The 16,294-nt window shown below is 40.7% G+C and carries 14 protein-coding genes; 3 read left to right on the top strand and 11 right to left on the bottom strand.

All coding sequences use genetic code 11. From position 1 onward, the window contains the following. Positions 1-270: 270 nt before the first annotated feature. Positions 271-2,715 (bottom strand): toll/interleukin-1 receptor domain-containing protein, encoded by a 2,445-nt coding sequence (locus tag WAA20_RS20255; protein ID WP_167562754.1) that lies wholly within the window; start codon positions 2,713-2,715, stop codon positions 271-273. A 450-nt stretch (positions 2,716-3,165) separates the two neighbouring features. Between WAA20_RS20255 and WAA20_RS20250 the strand changes: the two genes are divergently transcribed. Then, positions 3,166-4,668 carry a sodium:alanine symporter family protein gene (locus WAA20_RS20250; RefSeq protein ID WP_073389486.1) on the top strand — a complete coding sequence of 501 codons (1,503 nt, stop codon included), beginning with the start codon at positions 3,166-3,168 and terminating at the stop codon, positions 4,666-4,668. A gap of 193 nt (positions 4,669-4,861) precedes the next feature. On the opposite strand, the gene WAA20_RS20245 is transcribed toward WAA20_RS20250, so the two are convergent. From WAA20_RS20245 to WAA20_RS20235, 3 genes are read right to left on the bottom strand one after another with little or no spacing between them, the layout of a single operon-like run. Continuing rightward, positions 4,862-5,251 (bottom strand): C-GCAxxG-C-C family protein, encoded by a 390-nt coding sequence (locus WAA20_RS20245; protein ID WP_073389484.1) that lies wholly within the window; start codon positions 5,249-5,251, stop codon positions 4,862-4,864. Positions 5,252-5,260: 9 nt separating this feature from the next. Next, positions 5,261-5,851 (bottom strand): 4Fe-4S binding protein, encoded by a 591-nt coding sequence (locus WAA20_RS20240; RefSeq protein ID WP_073389483.1) that lies wholly within the window; start codon positions 5,849-5,851, stop codon positions 5,261-5,263. Beyond that, positions 5,851-6,048 carry a 4Fe-4S binding protein gene (locus tag WAA20_RS20235; RefSeq protein ID WP_073389481.1) on the bottom strand — a complete coding sequence of 66 codons (198 nt, stop codon included), beginning with the start codon at positions 6,046-6,048 and terminating at the stop codon, positions 5,851-5,853. Before WAA20_RS20235 ends, WAA20_RS20240 begins: the two co-directional genes overlap by 1 nt. Before the next feature lie 133 nt (positions 6,049-6,181). Between WAA20_RS20235 and WAA20_RS20230 the strand changes: the two genes are divergently transcribed. Further along, positions 6,182-6,526 carry a helix-turn-helix domain-containing protein gene (locus WAA20_RS20230; RefSeq protein ID WP_073389480.1) on the top strand — a complete coding sequence of 115 codons (345 nt, stop codon included), beginning with the start codon at positions 6,182-6,184 and terminating at the stop codon, positions 6,524-6,526. A gap of 131 nt (positions 6,527-6,657) precedes the next feature. Here the strand turns inward: WAA20_RS20230 and WAA20_RS20225 are convergent, their stop codons facing one another. Next, positions 6,658-7,839 (bottom strand): hypothetical protein, encoded by a 1,182-nt coding sequence (locus tag WAA20_RS20225; protein ID WP_073389478.1) that lies wholly within the window; start codon positions 7,837-7,839, stop codon positions 6,658-6,660. A gap of 474 nt (positions 7,840-8,313) precedes the next feature. On the opposite strand from WAA20_RS20225, the gene WAA20_RS20220 reads away from it, so the two are divergent. Further along, positions 8,314-9,240: a zinc ribbon domain-containing protein gene (locus tag WAA20_RS20220; protein WP_073389477.1), complete on the top strand. Its 927-nt coding sequence runs from the start codon at positions 8,314-8,316 to the stop codon at positions 9,238-9,240. Between the two features lie 186 nt (positions 9,241-9,426). Here WAA20_RS20220 and WAA20_RS20215 read toward each other — a convergent pair whose 3' ends face one another. From WAA20_RS20215 to WAA20_RS20190, 6 genes are all read right to left on the bottom strand, one after another. Continuing rightward, positions 9,427-9,957, bottom strand: a complete 531-nt coding sequence (locus tag WAA20_RS20215) for a VanZ family protein (protein ID WP_073389475.1) — start codon at positions 9,955-9,957, stop codon at positions 9,427-9,429. Positions 9,958-9,982: 25 nt separating this feature from the next. Further along, positions 9,983-10,453 carry a GNAT family N-acetyltransferase gene (locus WAA20_RS20210; RefSeq protein ID WP_073389474.1) on the bottom strand — a complete coding sequence of 157 codons (471 nt, stop codon included), beginning with the start codon at positions 10,451-10,453 and terminating at the stop codon, positions 9,983-9,985. A gap of 79 nt (positions 10,454-10,532) precedes the next feature. Continuing rightward, a complete protein-coding gene (locus tag WAA20_RS20205; RefSeq protein ID WP_242951221.1) occupies positions 10,533-11,210 on the bottom strand; it encodes a hypothetical protein in 678 nt (225 codons plus the stop codon). 110 nt (positions 11,211-11,320) lie between these two features. Next, entirely contained in the window at positions 11,321-14,095 is a 2,775-nt protein-coding gene (locus WAA20_RS20200; RefSeq protein ID WP_073389473.1) for a heavy metal translocating P-type ATPase, read from the bottom strand. Positions 14,096-14,237: 142 nt separating this feature from the next. Next, positions 14,238-14,573: a metal-sensing transcriptional repressor gene (locus WAA20_RS20195; RefSeq protein ID WP_073389471.1), complete on the bottom strand. Its 336-nt coding sequence runs from the start codon at positions 14,571-14,573 to the stop codon at positions 14,238-14,240. Positions 14,574-14,754: 181 nt separating this feature from the next. Then, positions 14,755-16,176, bottom strand: a complete 1,422-nt coding sequence (locus tag WAA20_RS20190) for an ATP-binding protein (RefSeq protein ID WP_073389469.1) — start codon at positions 16,174-16,176, stop codon at positions 14,755-14,757. Between the last annotated feature and the right edge of the window lie 118 nt (positions 16,177-16,294).

Below are 16,294 nucleotides of genomic sequence, written 5' to 3'. Positions count from 1 at the left end.
GCCTATAAATGATTTTGGTGTCGTGAAAATTATATAAAATTCAAGGCATGATAGCTGAAATAATAAATTCTAGGATCCGAAACTACAGGACGTAGTTAAGACATGTTCAGAAGTTCATGGATGAACTTCTATGTCGTGAACTCGCTTCGCTCAAACATGCGGATCCTAAACAGAATTTATTATTCCATCTATCAAGCTCTTGAATTTAATATAATTTTCAAAGACACCAAAATCATTTATAGGCTACCATCCTCAGGAATATTCAAAGTTTTAGCTTATACCATATTTATCTCTTATAGAGACTGGTGGTTTATAGTCCTTAAGATATTCATCTGACATTTTAATAAGAGCGTTAATATCAATATACGGAACTTTATAGTATTCAATGTCGTCGCTCATCATTATAAAATCATTGCCCTCTTCGCTGATGATAAAGTCAGTCTCGCAGATTATCTGCATGTTAGCGTCAAGAATAAATGACTTATTGTCTCCGCCATCACTGCCGCTTATTATGTAGCTTCCGGTGAGGTCGCTGTATCGGAAAATGTCTGCCATTTCGAGGGTGGTTTCGAAGGAGTTCACGCACTCGCAGGTGGAAGCGTCATATATCTTGGCGGTGTGGTCGGAGAATATAGCGAAAATATAGTTTTTATCGTCTGAGTAATATACGTGGTCTACCTGTGTGAAGTTTATATCATATTTGTCATCATCGAAGACGTCTTCGGGGAGGAGGTCTACGGCCTGGTCCCAGTCGAGGTCTTCGTCAAAGGCGGTAGCACTCGGGGTTTTTTCTTTGGAGTAGCGTACGGCATAACTTTCATAACCAAGTACGAAATACAGGTTTGAGCCTGAATAGGTTGCCTGTGTTATTTTCTCCTTGGGAGCTTTGGTATAGAAGGTGTCTGTTTGTTCAGATTGAAAATTTTCGTTACAGCAGAATACGGAGCCATCTGTTAGTACGTAGTACAGAAGGGGTCCATAGTCAGGGTCATCTTCGAGCCAGGATTCGAGGATCATCTGGCTGTATGGGTATCTTTTTAGTAGGTTTCCTTCTTCAAGGTCTATGACCATTACTTCGCTAACGCTCTGGAAGAAAAGATAATCATCGCTACTAAAGAACCTGCCTCCGGTAAGTTCTAAGTCTTCAAGTGTGAGCTTCCAGATTTTTTTATCTTTGGAAATATTGGTTGCAACTATGTCGGCGTCCCATTCGCCGGTGTCTTCGTCGTGGTTTGATGTGACGGTATACAGGGTGTCGTCTGAAAGTTTAGCGCAAGGCTCAGAATCACTACTTTTAGTGTAGCTATCTTCTATCTCGCCATTTGAAGGGTTAATGAAAAGGACTTCCATCTCTTCACCGCTCCAGAATGTGCAGACAACGTAATCTTTCTCAAAAGAAATGCCTGTAAGACTTGTATACGCATCTCCAAAATAGGAAGCAAGGTCTGTTTCAAAAATTACATCTCCAGTGCTTCCAATGCCGCAGAGTGCGTCCAGACTGTTTGCGACAACCATACTGCCATCATCAGCAGGGTATAAAATGGAATACTCTGGTAGCTCGATGTCTGTTTTTTCTTTATTACCAATAGAATAGTAGAAAGCATCCTCTCCATCAGTGATGATCACGCCATCATTTCCGCAAAAGGCTGATGATAAGGTATCCCCCTCATCGTTTTCAATTATATCCAGTACTTCGCCACTGTCATGATCGCAGATGTATACTTTACTTCCTGAATTTACAAAGACATATTTCTGATCACAGGAGATGCCAAAATAATAGAGCCATGAATCCGCGTCATATGTGCAGGAAGGAGAATAGATCGGTGATAACTTATAGACTTCCATTGCGTTATACAGCGCTTTGACAGCGTTTACGTTGTATTTACCTTCGCCATCGTCAGGTATAACATTTCTGACAGCATAAGCAGCATCTTTGCGCCTTCCGTCTGTAAGAAGGTTATCGGAAACTCCGGCCATGGCCTGGGCGAAGCTGTCCTGAAGTTCGTTGTACTGATCTGTGATTATTACGTTTTGTTTGCTGATCTTGATGAGCATTACTGTTGCAAAGATAGCGAATGCAAGGACTGCTACGCCGATACTTCCAAATATGGCGGTTAGTCTGCGGATTTTCTGCTCTCTATGGCGCTGCTTGAGGTCGTCGTAGTTAAGACCGAACATAGCTGCGCATAGCTTTATGACCGCGATATCCATAGCCTTAAGCATTTCTTTTTTGTTACTGCCCCTTGTATCAGCAGCAAGGGGTTCTATCTCCCGCCTTGTTACATGTATCTGCCCGTTTTCATCTGTTATTTTTACATCTTCATAGCACAGTATCTCGGGAAAAGAGTTATCAGGCTCATCTTCAGCCAGTACCACCAGGATATGATCTCTTGGATGGGTCTGTAAAAAGACCTCGATTTCCTTCATACACCATCTGGACTGAGGATATCTGGGGGTACATATAGTAATAAGATAGTCGGAATTTTGAAGGGCCTTACTTATAGGATCAGAAAGGTCCTCAGAAAGCGGAAGTTCGTCAACGTCTCTAAAGATTCGTTCGATCTTTTTCTTGCCGTTTTGAACTTTGGGTAAAACAGATTTTGGAAGCTTGAAGTTCTCAAGCTTTTTGTGAAGATTTTGCGCAACAAAGCTGTCAATATCACTGTGCCTGTAACTTATGAATGCATCGTAATGAAAACCCTTTAGATCTGACATAATGCTCTCCCTATTAAGAAAGATCTCAACATCAATCATCTGATAAACTCTTCGGTAATAAAACCAGCGAGAATTCCTGCATTAAATCCTAACGATTACCCCGGTGCACAATATATATTTTTTGCCGATATCATTCGTACGTATTTAAGATAACATATATAACGCTTTATTTGTACCTTTATAGGAATATAAATATACTTTTAATATACTATGGCCATCTGGTTTATGTTATAATCGATTTCGGTTTACAAAATAATAGTTGTATTTCAATCTCTTTTTTTGTTCAGATAGTAATAACTGATAGATAGAAGTATTTGGTTTTTTGTTGATTTTTTACGTTAATTATGTATTGCGTTAAAGTGTTAAACATGATAAGATGTTCGAGAACGAAGGTGTTCCATTGATAAGATGGAACACCTTTTTTATATTACGGTAAGGTTAGGAGGTACTATGGCTGGTTTTTTATCACATGTTGAAAATGTAAACAATGCTGTTAATGGTTTTGTTTGGGGACTCCCAATGCTTATTCTACTGGTAGGATGTGGCATCCTCATGACATGTCTCACGAAATTTTTCCAGATTTCACACTTTAAGCACTGGATCAGAAACACTGTTGGTGGAATCTTTATGGATAAGCACATCACAGCTCATACTGAGAAAGAGGATACACAGATTTCTCAGTTCCAGAGCCTTTGTACAGCTCTCGCAGCTACAATAGGAACAGGTAATATCGCAGGTGTTGCTGCAGCGATCGCAGCAGGCGGCCCGGGTGCTATCTTCTGGATGTGGGTAGTTGCATTCTTTGGGATGATGACTAACTTCTCTGAAAATGTACTTGGAATTTATTATAGAAGAAGAAATGAGAAAAATGAGTGGTGCGGCGGCGCCATGTACTATCTTAGAGATGGTCTTGGCGGCAAAGCAGGCTTCCAGCAGGTTGGAAGTATCCTTGCGGTTCTTTTCAGTGTATTCTGTGTACTCGCTTCTTTCGGTATCGGAAATATGGGTCAGATCAACTCAATTGCTGTAAATATGGAGTCTGCATTCAGCGTGCCTCCTCTTGCAACAGGTCTTGTACTTATGTTACTTGCAGGTCTTGTAATCGTTGGCGGTCTTAAGAGAATCGCGGCTGTTACAGAAAGACTTGTTCCTTTTATGGCAATAATCTATGTTATCGGTGCTCTTGTTGTCTGCTTCGTAAATATCGGTCAGGTTGGAAATATATTTGCATCTATCTTTAAAGGTGCTTTTGGTATGCGCGCAGTAGGCGGCGGAATTGTAGGCAGCGGCGTAGCCATGGCTGTTCAGTGGGGTATGAAAAGAGGTGTATTCTCTAACGAAGCTGGTCTTGGTTCATCAGTTATGGTTCACTCAAGTTCTAACGTAAGAGAGCCTGTTATTCAGGGAATGTGGGGAATCTTCGAAGTATTTGCTGATACAATGATCGTCTGCACTATCACAGCTTTTTCAATTCTTTCAAGTGGTCTTGTAGATCTTGAAACAGGCGCTGTTATCTCTGATCAGGTTTCAACTGCACTTGTTGCCCAGGCTTTCTCAACAGTATTTGGTAAGCTTGGTTCAGCCTTTATTGCTGTAGCTATTCTGTTCTTTGCCTTCTCAACTGTTCTTGGATGGAGCCAGTATGGAAGCAAGGGTTTTGAATATCTTTTCGGAAGAAAGAGAGTAAAGTTCTATCAGGTTATCTTCGTAGTCTTTATCGTGATCGGTGCAACTATGGATCTTACACTTGCTTGGGATCTGTCTGATACCTTCAACGGTATGATGGCTATTCCTAACCTTATCGGTGTTATCGCTCTCTCCGGAACGGTTATGAAGATTACAAGGAACTATGTAGAAAGAAAGCTTCTGGGCAAAGATGTGAAGCCGATGCTCTCTGCAGACGATGAAATCCAGAAGGTTCATGAAAAAGAAATAGTAACTGAAGCATCGTAAATGACTTAGGCTTAGCCGATTCCGGCGCAAAAGCCGGCTGAGACCTGCTTAAGATGGTCTTCAGCCTTGATCTTACATATACCTTGTGTCAATTATTTTGTGTCCAAATCTCACATTTAATTATATGTTTTGGACACAAAATATCCTATTTGATGAAATTGGCGGCGCACACTCGTGTGAGGCTTCACTATGCTTACAGTCCCATTACTTCACCATATATCTGAACAGCGTTTCTTACGCATTCTTCACAGGGGCATAATGGTTTTCCGTCAGTGACTGTCTTTAGGTCTTTGCATCTGATTGCTTTACATCTTTTTCCGAATTCTTCCTGCATCTGTTTGGTTATAGCGAGGGTTCCTTTGCCTTCGGTTTTAAGGCCTGCTATCATGCCGGCGCCAATTAATGCTCCGCAGGTTGCTTCGAGGTTGCCCATTCCGGCGCAAAAGCCGGCTGAGACCTGCTTAAGCTGGTCTTCAGACAAGGGGGTCTGATCAGCGAGGGCTGCGGTTACAGCCTGAGCGCAGTTGTATTTGCCGGAACTCTTTAATTCTACTGCCTTTTCGGCTCTTTCTGTTAATGTCATATCTTCTCCTTACCTTTCTTTTGCCTTGATCTTACATATGCCTTGTGTCATCGTACCCATGGGGCAGAATGAACACCAGGTGCGTTCTTTATAGATAACCATTAGTATCAGCCCGATAAGAGTTGATGTAAGCATGAGGCTGTAGAAGCCAAAGCCAAACTGTGCAACCCAATCCGGGAATATACTTCCATTATATGCCCATTTCCACGGGACTTTGAAAGTCCAAAAGAGCTTTACAACTTTTTTGAGTGAATCCACTCCGGAAAATACCATATATGTCTGGAATATCATTGTTCCAAACATTGTCATGAAAAAGGCTAAAAAGCCATATCTGAACCACTTTGATGAGATCCAGGACGGAGCCTGTTTTTGCCTTGAGCATTTTAGATTTCTTCCAAGAACCCAGAGGAGCTGGCCTCTTCCGCACAGGTGATTACAAAACCACTTGTTCCCACCTACGATTGCAAATATCAAAGGCAGGACAAAGTCTATTAGCCCCAGCCATGCAAAGAGGATGTTAAAAAATCCCAGAGCAAAATATAATATTGACCATATCCAAAGGTATTCATACCAATGTTTTTTATTCTTAGGTTTTGTCATTATCTTGTGCCTCCTGTTTCTAATACTTTGATAGATCCTGCAGGACACGCCTTTTCACAGATTCCGCAACCTACGCATATAGAATCGTCAACTACAGCATAGCAGCCTCTATAAATGTTTATGGCCTGACGTGGGCACTGTAATGCGCATGCTCCGCAGGCAGCGCACCTTTGAGTGTCATTTACTGCTTTTTTCATGTCTTATAAATTCTCCTATCTTTCTGCCTGAAACTTATATACTTGATTTTTTTAGCCGATATACATATTATAGGTGGTATAAAATATATATCAAGTATTCAGTTTATATTAACCTGGTAAGGAAAAAGATACTATGAGTAAAATAGCGAAGAAAGAGCCCCTCTGCGAAGAGATCGCAGGAAAGGGCTGTAGTCTAAAAAAAGTATTAGATATTATTGGCGGCAAGTGGAAGATCATGATTTTGTGTGTCATCGATTATAACGAGGTTGTGCGCTACGGGCAGCTTAACCGCGCTGTTGATGGCATAACCAATACCATGCTTGCTAATTCTCTTAAAGAGCTTGAAGCAGATGGCCTTGTTGAGAGAAAGCAGTATGATGAAATGCCGGTAAGGGTTGAATATAACCTTACGCCTAAAGCCAAAAGCCTCATCCCTATTTTGTTGGAGCTCAAAAAATGGGGTGAAGAGAATTTATGATCTGTGAAAAAAGAGCCTCAGTCCTTCATTATAGGACTTAAGCTCTTTTTAAGATTAATTTTAAAAGAGGAAGCAACCAACTCTGATTGCTTCCTCAAATCTATATTTTGGGGAATTGCAGGCTCTAAAAATCACTCAACAACTGAAAAATTTACAACTTCACCTGCAAACATTTCATCAATAAGTTGATCAAAAACCTCTTCTGAATCGGCACTACTCATGGCTGAATAATCTCCGCCATCTTCTGACTCATAGAAGTATGTTCCATCGCCATATTCATCATATACAACAGAAGCTTTTTCCATGATCATGAGCTTATCGCCTGAAAGTACATATTTACAGATCCAGTGATTGCTGCCTGTGATGAGCTTTCCGTCTACTACTGTAAGAGGATATGCTGTGCCGCCACTGCAAACCTTACCAACTTCGCAGGGAACTCCATCCTTGTACATGAATATTGTTGCATCGATTGCAGCCATATTGCCGTCAAGGTTGTCATATGCCATGCTGCATACGAGAAGGACATCTTCTCCGTTTAATGTTACATTTGCATATCCCATGCCCTTTGAAAGCTTCTGATCAACGATCTGGGTGAAAGTATCGCATCCTGTGATATCAATTTCAGGAGCTGACTCCTCGCTATACATCTTCATGGCGCCAATTGAATTCTCAGTCGCATTGATAGTAGCTGCATCTATAACTTCATCATCAGGCATGTTTGCACCAATCTGCTTTGCGGGATCGTAGATCTGCTCTGCGATTGCCTGAATATCGAATCCGTCAAGGTCTTTGGCTGCAACGCCTATTGAATATGAATAACCTGTTTCGATATCAAACCATGTGCAAAGCTCAGCCTGTTCATCTTCTCCAAGATATAAGAATGTCTTTGCAGGCATCTGGCCACCAGCCCAGTTTGCAAGGGTTACATCTGATGAATAGATCCAGTCATAATGCATTCCGGATATATCTGTAACCTCTTCTCCTGTTGTAGCCTGTTCTCTTGCTGTAAAAGAAGATCCATCAAGGTCGAAAGTCATCTGAACCATCGGTCCTAATGCGTATTCGCTTGGATCATCTTTCAACATGCTCCATCTTACATTAGTTGCGCCTTCAGGAGCTGTGAATCCGTTAGGAGCATCTACATATGCTTCCTCTTCTGTGCAATCACTCCAAGGATTAGCAATTGTAACAACCTGAGAGGTTTCTACCTCTACGTCTGCGTTTTCTATGATCTCTCCATGCTGTACTCCTATGCATCCAACAAGAGCCAGCATAGCTATTCCTGCAATTGCAACACCTAAATTCTTTTTCATAATTATTAACCTCATGTCGCGAGTGAAACGAGTGACTAATGGTTGGACGTGGCAGAGCTCGCGATGCCACGTCTTAGAGTTTGAATTTATTCAAACTCATTTTCTCCTTTGATCTGATATTTGACTTCCTGATTTTGATCAGGAATATGTTTGCTTGTTGTTTACGTAGATAAGCATACAAAAACAAATATCACAGAAGTATCACACAGTTATTGATACTTGCCATTATATATACATGTATATATAATGTTTTTGTCATCAAATGCAGTTTCAATAAGGCATAATTTTCCATTTTTTGAAAGTTGAGCTTAATGATATTTAGATAAGATCTGGCAAGTCGAGGGGGATGCTGGAAGGAGATTTATTATCTATAGCCAAAAATAAATGATTTTCATTTATTTTTATAAATCAACTACTAAATACATAGTAGTTTGAGTTACTAAAATGATTAGTTTTAATTGAGGGAGGATTACAATGGCTTTTTGCGAAAAATGCGGAGCAATAGTATCAGATAATGCAGGATTTTGCTCAGCGTGCGGGAACAAGATTAAGAAGAAAGAGGAGGTGGCAGTTCAGAATGCAGCGGTTGAGACTAAAACCGGACATAAAAGCGGCTTTAGATTGAGAGAAGTATCGGGGGCATCAATGGCGCAAGCCGGAATAAATGAAACGGATTTTGCAAACAGAGTAGAATCAGTTGATAACCTGAGCCTCAACGATTGCCTGTTTACGCTCTACAATAAATTGATTTCTCCGGTTAAAAAGATTGAGCAGTTAACGCTTGCAATAGAAAATCGCCAATATTTAATAGAAGCGGAAAAAGAATATGAGGGTGAAAAACCGAGTTTTTCAGAATACATTGTTAGGTTCTTCATTGCAAATTTTGTAGTAGCGTTTGGTGGAGGTCTTATTTATGCCATTATAGTAACCAACTCATCTAATCAGGAAGCAGTGGACTCGGTTGCTAAGTTGCTAATTTTGCCTGCCATATTCTTTTTAACCATAGTACCGTTAAAGAACAAATATCGTAAATCTTCAAGGGAAACGAAGTTAAGATATCTGAACCATGAAATACCGATGCTTGAGAATGAAATAAAGAATTATGAGAAGCAGCGTAATGAAATAGTGCTGGCAATCAAGGACTATATCTGTTACTGTCCGCCTGCATACAGATCTAGCAGTGCACTTTCTTACTTTGTTGATTCATACTCGAACACCAGGGTTAATAATCTTCAGGAGGCTGTTCGCGCCTTTGATGAGTACCAGCGTTCACAGAATATGATGAATGCTATGAAGAGTGTCTGTTCACTTCTTGAAGAAATCAAAATTCAGCAGGTAAGAACTAATGAGCAGCTAGCATCATTACAGGCGTCAGTATGGGCAGCAAATTTCCTGTACTAATGGTTTAAATAGTGTCCCCCGGTATGTATGCCAGGGGGCATTTTTTGTGCTGTTTCTGAACATTGGTGTGCATTCTACATGGGTCCAGCTGGGATCATAGTACCAGGTTCAATAATCTGTTTTCCATTTCTTTTATAATCTACAATTATTATGTTTATAGTAATAGGTTCAGTATACTTTAAACCATTATTCTTTGGACTTTCTTATTGCAAATAGTATTGCTGCTCCGATCACAACTCCAAGTGTATTTAAAAAAAGATCGTCAATATCCGTGTGTCTTCCGTCGCAGAATATCTGACTTAGTTCTATGAAAAGAGTTAAACCAAAGCCTGCAAGAACTGTTTTTTTCATGGTGTTAAGCTTTTCAAAACAGATAGGCCAGACTATGCCGACCGGAATGAACATTGCAATGTTGCCGATGATATTCACAAGCCATCCATCATACCTGTCTACAAGAAAATAGAATGGAACTGTGTATACCCTGTATATTGCTGTCCATGTTAAAACCATGATAAGCGTTGGTGTCGTGCCTTTTTCGATATGCAGATCAAAGTAAACAAATCTGGCGATCACGATAAGGCATATATAAACAAGAAGCATCTTAAGCTCATGTTTTATTGAAAAGCGCTTTTTTATAACTGCTACAGATGCTCTTACAATTATCCACATGATCGTTATAAAGATCAGCATCTGCAAAAGTGTGATTCTAACTACCATTAAATCTCTTGCCTTTCTATAATGCTTATAGTATCTTCTCCATACCTACCTTGTATGGCGTAAGACCAAGCTTTTCATAAAATTTCATAGCGCCAGGATTGCAGTTCCATACATTGAGTGTGACATTATAACAGCCGTTTTGGCGGGCGAAGTCTAAAATGTGGTCATAGATAGATCTGCCAACATTTTCTCCTCTTGCATTCTCATCTACGCATATATCATCAATGTATAGAGTTAGTATATCTGTTAAGAGCCTTGTATTAGCAGGGCGCTGGAAGACGCAAAAGCCGTGGCCCAGTATACTTCCATCTTTATCAGCAACAAATACCGGGGTATTGTCATCATTAAGGATTGCTTCAAGTTCGTCTTCTGTGTACTTGGTTGCAAGTTTAAAAAGATCCGGGCGTCCATCGTAGTGAACCTTATTGACCTGTTTGAGAAGCTCCATGATAGCAGGTATATCTTCGCTTTTTGCACGTCTAACAATTATAGCCATATATTTTAACCTCTTCTCTTCATTTCAGCGGGACACTTGTAGGGCTTTTCTTCATATGACGTTAGTATAATGCGTTATACTAAATGAATATTTTCCATGATTCTAGTAAATGCTGGTGATGAACGCTTGTTGCATCAAACTTTACTGAAGAAAAAGCCATCTGCATGATCGGTCCTGTTGCAAAAGCGCAGATAAGTGTTCCGATTCCTACAGGTCCGCCTAAAAGCCATCCGATAAAGGTGGCAAGGCTTAAAAGAGTAATACTTACGATCCCAATTGGGATACGTTTAGCTCTTTTGGCAAGTGCTACTAAAAGTGTATCTCTGGGCCCGCAGCCAAGGGCAGCGCTCATGTACGTAAACTGTGTGTAGGACATGATCACAAGCCCTAGCAGCATTACGATTATTCCTGTAACCATTGAATTACACTTTGGAACAAGGTTTATGTGGTTGAACAGATCTACCGACTTACCAACCACAAAGGCATCGATGAACATTGCTATCCCGATAGGCGCCTTCATTGATACATCAATAGCAAGGATGCTGTATGAGATGATTACCGACGCCGTACCATATAAGATTCCAAAAGTCTTAGCAACACCCAGGCTCAGTACATCCCAGGGACCTGCCCCGATGTTGGCCTGTATAGTAAGATAAACACCAAATCCGTTTACAAATAAGCTAACCGCCGCTATAAGCATATTTAAAAGAATTGCTTTGCGGGTTCTGTTTTCTTTCAATTTCTGATTGTTAAACATTCTTAGCCCCATGTCACTAATTTAGATAGTGACTCATTTTTTATAAATATTAAATTTTTAATCATATCCGATTTTGAACAAAGTCTAATGGAAATGGCCTTTATGCTATTTTATCCCACTATACCTGCATACTCATATCCGGCTTCTTCTACAGCTGCCTTGATAGCTGACTCTTCAACGTCTCCGGATGTTGTGATCTCAACAAGGTTATCGTTATGAGAAGCTACTGCAAGATCGATTCCATTTATAGCCTCAAGCGCTTTCTTTACATGTGCCTCGCAATGTCCACACATCATTCCATTAACTGTAATCTTCATAATTGTTTCTTCCTTTCTGTTTTCATCAGTATTATTTTTTAATATAACATCTGTTTCTTTTGAAATCTCATTATTTTCTACTTTTGAGGTTTCATTTTTTACTTTATTTGCGATCTCATTTTTCACTTGATCTGAGTTTTCGCTACTATTTTCCTTTTGTATAAGATTTCCTGTAATGGAATTCTTACCCTTTTTATCTCTAGCACTATCATATGGTTTAATCCAATTAAGCCTTAGTGCATTAGATACTACACAAAAGCTTGATAATCCCATGGCAGCCGCGCCAAATATAGGATTAAGTTCCCATCCAAAAGCCGCCACGTAGCAGCCAGCTGCAAGCGGGATTCCAAGTACATTGTAGAAGAAAGCCCAGAACAGATTCTCATGAATATTCCGTAAAGTACTTCTTGAAATCCTTATAGCTGCTGCGACGTCACTTATGCTGCTCTTCATAAGTACCACATCTGCGGCATCAATTGCAACATCTGTTCCTGCGCCGATGGCTATTCCTAGATCCGCACTGGTAAGGGCTGGAGCGTCATTTATTCCATCGCCGACCATTGTGGTCGTTCCGTGCTTCATGAGCTGTCTAATGACTGCTTCCTTGCCATCTGGCTTGACGGAAGCTACAACTTCATCAACGCCTGCCTGTTTTGCTATGGCGGCGGCTGTGATCTCGTTATCGCCTGTCAGCATCACGGTGTGGATTCCCATGTTCTTGAGTTCTTCTATCGCCTTATGAGAGTCTTCTTTTATGACATCAGATACCCCGATGATTCCAAGTAGGTTCTCTCCTTTGGCAAAAAATATAGGAGTTTTTCCCTCACTTGCAAGATTCTGTGATGCTTTAGCTATTTCGTCTTCTAGTGGTGCCTTTGTACTACTACCTGCAACACCAGTACTATCTGTCATACCAGCACCATCTGTATTACCTGTGTTATCTGTATTTCCTACTCTGTCTGTATTGCCCACACTATCTACTATACTTTTTATATAGGCAAGATTTCCACCACAAATTTCTTCGCCGCCAAGCTTTGCCTTAAGACCTTTACCTGAAAGGGCTTCAAAATCTGTTGTTTCGAAAAGCTCAATTTCTTTTTCCAAAGCATATTGGGTAACTGCCTTGGAGATAGGGTGTTCGCTCTTAGACTCAAGGGCGTAGGCTACTGTAAGGAGTTCCTTATCAGCAATGCCGCTTACAGGAATGATGTCTGTAACCTTCATCTGGCCTGTAGTAATAGTTCCCGTCTTATCAAGGGCGATTATCTGGGTTCTGCCAGCCTGCTCAAGTGAAGCAGCTGTCTTAAAGAGAACTCCGGTCTTAGCAGCAACGCCGTTACCAACCATGATTGCTACAGGAGTTGCAAGGCCAAGTGCGCACGGGCAGCTTATTACAAGAACTGATACGGCTCTTGCTATTGCATAGCCTACGGTCTGGCCCGCAATGAGCCAGGCTATAAAGGTAATGACTGCAATACTTATAACCGCAGGAACAAAGATTCCCGAAACTTTATCTGCGATCTTGGCAATAGGGGCCTTGGTCGCAGCTGCATCGCTTACCATTTTGATGATGGCTGAAAGGGTGGTATCTTCGCCAACCCTTGTAGCCTCGCAGACCATATAGCCTGAAGTGTTGATGGTTGCGGCAGATACTGTATCTCCCAAGCCTTTTTCCACAGGAACACTTTCTCCTGTAAGTGCTGACTCATTAACAGCGCTTTCACCCTCAACAACTCTGCCATCCACAGGTATGCTGTCGCCGGGTCTTACTACGAATCTATCTCCTACCTTTACTTCTTCGATAGGAACTTTAGTTTCAGTATTGTTCCTGATGACTACAGCTGTCTTGGGGGACAGGTCCATGAGCCCTTTAAGAGCATTGGTTGTCTTACCCTTGGACCTTGCTTCCAGCATCTTGCCAACTGTAATGAGCGTAAGGATCATAGCCGCTGCTTCGAAATAGAACTGGTTCATGTAATACATGGTCTTATCGGTATCGCCGTTAAGAACTGTCCCTGTCATTGCAAACAGGGCCCACACGCTGTATGCATATGATGCAGTAGCACCAAGCGCCACGAGCGTATCCATGTTAGGTGATCTATGGATAAGTCCTTTAAATCCGCTTATAAAAAACTTCTGGTTTATCACCATTACAAGCCCTGATAAAAGAAGCTGATATAAGCCCATAGCCACGTGGTTGCCATCAAGAAATGGCGGCAGTGGCCAGTCCCACAGCATATGGCCCATTGACACATACATAAGAGGTATCAAGATGGCTATAGAAGCTATGAGCCTTTTTTTCATCTTAGGGGTTTCTTTATCTTCAAGGGAATCATCAGCATTTGAAATGGAAGACTTTGAATCACTGCTTCCCTTTATGCTGACCCCATATCCTGCAGCTTCTACCGCTGCGATTATATCTTCCGGACGAGCCGAACCTTCAACTCCCATTGAGTTGGTCAGGAGGCTTACTGCGCAGCTATCAACGCCTTCAACGGCATTTACTGCCTTTTCAACTCTGGTCTGGCAGGCTGCACAGCTCATTCCTGTTACATTGTATTGTTTCATGATTACCCTCACATCGCGAGTCATTATTAATTCAACATTGGTGGAGCTCGCGACACCAAGTCGTGTTGGGAATTTTATACTTTTCAAACTTATTACTTCATGTTTTTAGTACCCAACTTAATCACAATCTCTTTTCAGAAGGCTATTTCATTAACTTTTGAAGAGTTGTGACAAGTTCATCTATCACTTCTTCATTGCCTTCCTTGATATTATCTACTACGCAGGTTTTCATATGATTAGCAAGAAGCGCCTTGTTAAAGCTGTTAAGGGCGCAGGTTATCGCTGAAACCTGCATCAGGATATCTGTGCAGTACGCATCATTTTCAAGCATTCCTTCAACGCCTCTAACCTGGCCTTCTATCCTTTTAAGCCTGTTCATGAGGTCTTTATACTCTTTAACATCCCTCTGCTTGGTCTTGCCTGAGCAGTGGGGGCATGATTCCTGCATTTCTTCATGTTTATTTGAATTATCCGGCATAGAGAGCCTCCTTTTCATACCCCTCAGGGGTATCCTTGTTTTTCATCATATACCCCTTAGGGGTATCTTGTCAAATACATTTTGTGCAATTAAAAAAGAAGCAAGGAATTAATTTTCTAAGTCCCTACTTCTTTATCTATACACGCTCTTTGTCTTGTTAGTGAAGCCTCACGCCTCAGCTTCAATTATCAAACAGATCGTCACCCAGGATAACATTCTGAATAATTCCTGAATACTTATTTTGCTTATATCCTGTTCCACATATAATTGTTACATGAATAGCATCTTTGGTCCCTGATACATTTTGAAACTGTGTAAGTCTGTTTTGTATCTTTTCATATTCATCAGCATCAATCGAATAATCTTCATTTGTAAATTTCATTTCGCAAAGGTTGATCACTCCATCTTTTCTACTAATGATAAGATCTATCTGAGCTCCATTTTCAGCGTTGCTCCGCCATGCAAATTCGTTTGTCTCAATGCCGCTAATACCAAGAGATGCCTTTATTTGATCTATATGATTAAGGCATACAATTTCAAAAGAATTACCTCTCCACGAATTATAGCCGGGAGAATTGATATATTCATTCCAGGAATCAAACTTCTTATTCACTAGAAATTTGATGCAAAATAACGTGAATGGATCTATGATCTGATAAAACTCATCCTTTTTTCTATCAGAAAGCGAATTAAATTTCCTAATAAATCCGCACTCAGTAAGTTCTCTTAGGTCTTTGGTCAGAATTGATCCACCGCCAATTTCTTCAATTTTCGAAAGCTCAGTCCGGGTCAAGCCCTCTTTCTTCTTAGCCAGAGCTTCAAGTATTGCCATATGCTTTTTCGGATTATCAAACAATGAATGAAAAAGACTATAATACTCATCATGAAGCGGACCCAGCTCCTTAAAGCACATCTCATTTACATTCTGCGTAAGACTAAGGCGTGAATCCATAAGGTTTAAATAATACGGTACTCCGCCAAAAAACATATAACTCTCGATCATCTGTTTTCTGGTCATGACAACATCATTTAATTCAAATAGCTTCTCACATTCTGCAAGTGTAAATGGAGCAAGGTGAATACGCCTTGTTACTCTATTGTGAAATCCCTTTTTGTTTGTGAGCAAATTAGTGATTATCCACGATGTTGCAGAACCACAGGTTATAAGCACAAGGTCTTCCTGTGATGATGCCCAGCTATTCCAGAAATACTCAAGTGCACTCTTAAAATCTGATCTGACTGTATCCATCCATGGAAGCTCATCAAGAAATATAACCCTCTTATTATTTATTGGCTCGCGATATACATTGTCACTTTCAAGAAGCATCTTTAAGCGTGAAAATGCCTCAAACCAGTCTGCCGGAACGCTTTTATCTTCATAACCATACTCATTTAGACTGGCACTAAAGCCCCTAAGCTGTTCCTTGGTCTTCTCATCAGTAAGGCCTATAGCATAAAATGAAAACTGCTTATTAAAATATTCTTTGATCAAATATGTCTTTCCTACTCTTCGTCTGCCGTATACAACAACAAGCTCCGGCCTTTTAGACTTAAGGCATTGCATCAGATAGTCTTTTTCGCGTTTTCTTCCAACAATCTTCATAAATGTTATCCTCGCCTATAAATCGCCAAAACCAATCTTTCAGACATGTTTTTGGCGGAATATATACTCTATTTGTGTTATATTCCGCCAAAACATTTAAGTCAAACCATCTCAACAG

Source organism: Butyrivibrio fibrisolvens (genome assembly GCF_037113525.1).
In the GTDB taxonomy this organism is placed as follows: domain Bacteria; phylum Bacillota; class Clostridia; order Lachnospirales; family Lachnospiraceae; genus Butyrivibrio; species Butyrivibrio fibrisolvens.
Note: the sequence above shows the minus strand (reverse complement) of the source record. Positions and strands in the feature narration are given on the sequence as shown.

What these genes read in the sequence shown, in the direction of transcription:
- WAA20_RS20255 (WP_167562754.1), bottom strand. Translation starts at nt 2,715, where the DNA reads ATGTCAGATCTAAAGGGTTTTCATTACGATGCATTCATAAGTTACAGG.
- WAA20_RS20250 (WP_073389486.1), top strand. Translation starts at nt 3,166, where the DNA reads ATGGCTGGTTTTTTATCACATGTTGAAAATGTAAACAATGCTGTTAAT.
- WAA20_RS20245 (WP_073389484.1), bottom strand. Translation starts at nt 5,251, where the DNA reads ATGACATTAACAGAAAGAGCCGAAAAGGCAGTAGAATTAAAGAGTTCC.
- WAA20_RS20240 (WP_073389483.1), bottom strand. Translation starts at nt 5,851, where the DNA reads ATGACAAAACCTAAGAATAAAAAACATTGGTATGAATACCTTTGGATA.
- WAA20_RS20235 (WP_073389481.1), bottom strand. Translation starts at nt 6,048, where the DNA reads ATGAAAAAAGCAGTAAATGACACTCAAAGGTGCGCTGCCTGCGGAGCA.
- WAA20_RS20230 (WP_073389480.1), top strand. Translation starts at nt 6,182, where the DNA reads ATGAGTAAAATAGCGAAGAAAGAGCCCCTCTGCGAAGAGATCGCAGGA.
- WAA20_RS20225 (WP_073389478.1), bottom strand. Translation starts at nt 7,839, where the DNA reads ATGAAAAAGAATTTAGGTGTTGCAATTGCAGGAATAGCTATGCTGGCT.
- WAA20_RS20220 (WP_073389477.1), top strand. Translation starts at nt 8,314, where the DNA reads ATGGCTTTTTGCGAAAAATGCGGAGCAATAGTATCAGATAATGCAGGA.
- WAA20_RS20215 (WP_073389475.1), bottom strand. Translation starts at nt 9,957, where the DNA reads ATGGTAGTTAGAATCACACTTTTGCAGATGCTGATCTTTATAACGATC.
- WAA20_RS20210 (WP_073389474.1), bottom strand. Translation starts at nt 10,453, where the DNA reads ATGGCTATAATTGTTAGACGTGCAAAAAGCGAAGATATACCTGCTATC.
- WAA20_RS20205 (WP_242951221.1), bottom strand. Translation starts at nt 11,210, where the DNA reads ATGTTTAACAATCAGAAATTGAAAGAAAACAGAACCCGCAAAGCAATT.
- WAA20_RS20200 (WP_073389473.1), bottom strand. Translation starts at nt 14,095, where the DNA reads ATGAAACAATACAATGTAACAGGAATGAGCTGTGCAGCCTGCCAGACC.
- WAA20_RS20195 (WP_073389471.1), bottom strand. Translation starts at nt 14,573, where the DNA reads ATGCCGGATAATTCAAATAAACATGAAGAAATGCAGGAATCATGCCCC.
- WAA20_RS20190 (WP_073389469.1), bottom strand. Translation starts at nt 16,176, where the DNA reads ATGAAGATTGTTGGAAGAAAACGCGAAAAAGACTATCTGATGCAATGC.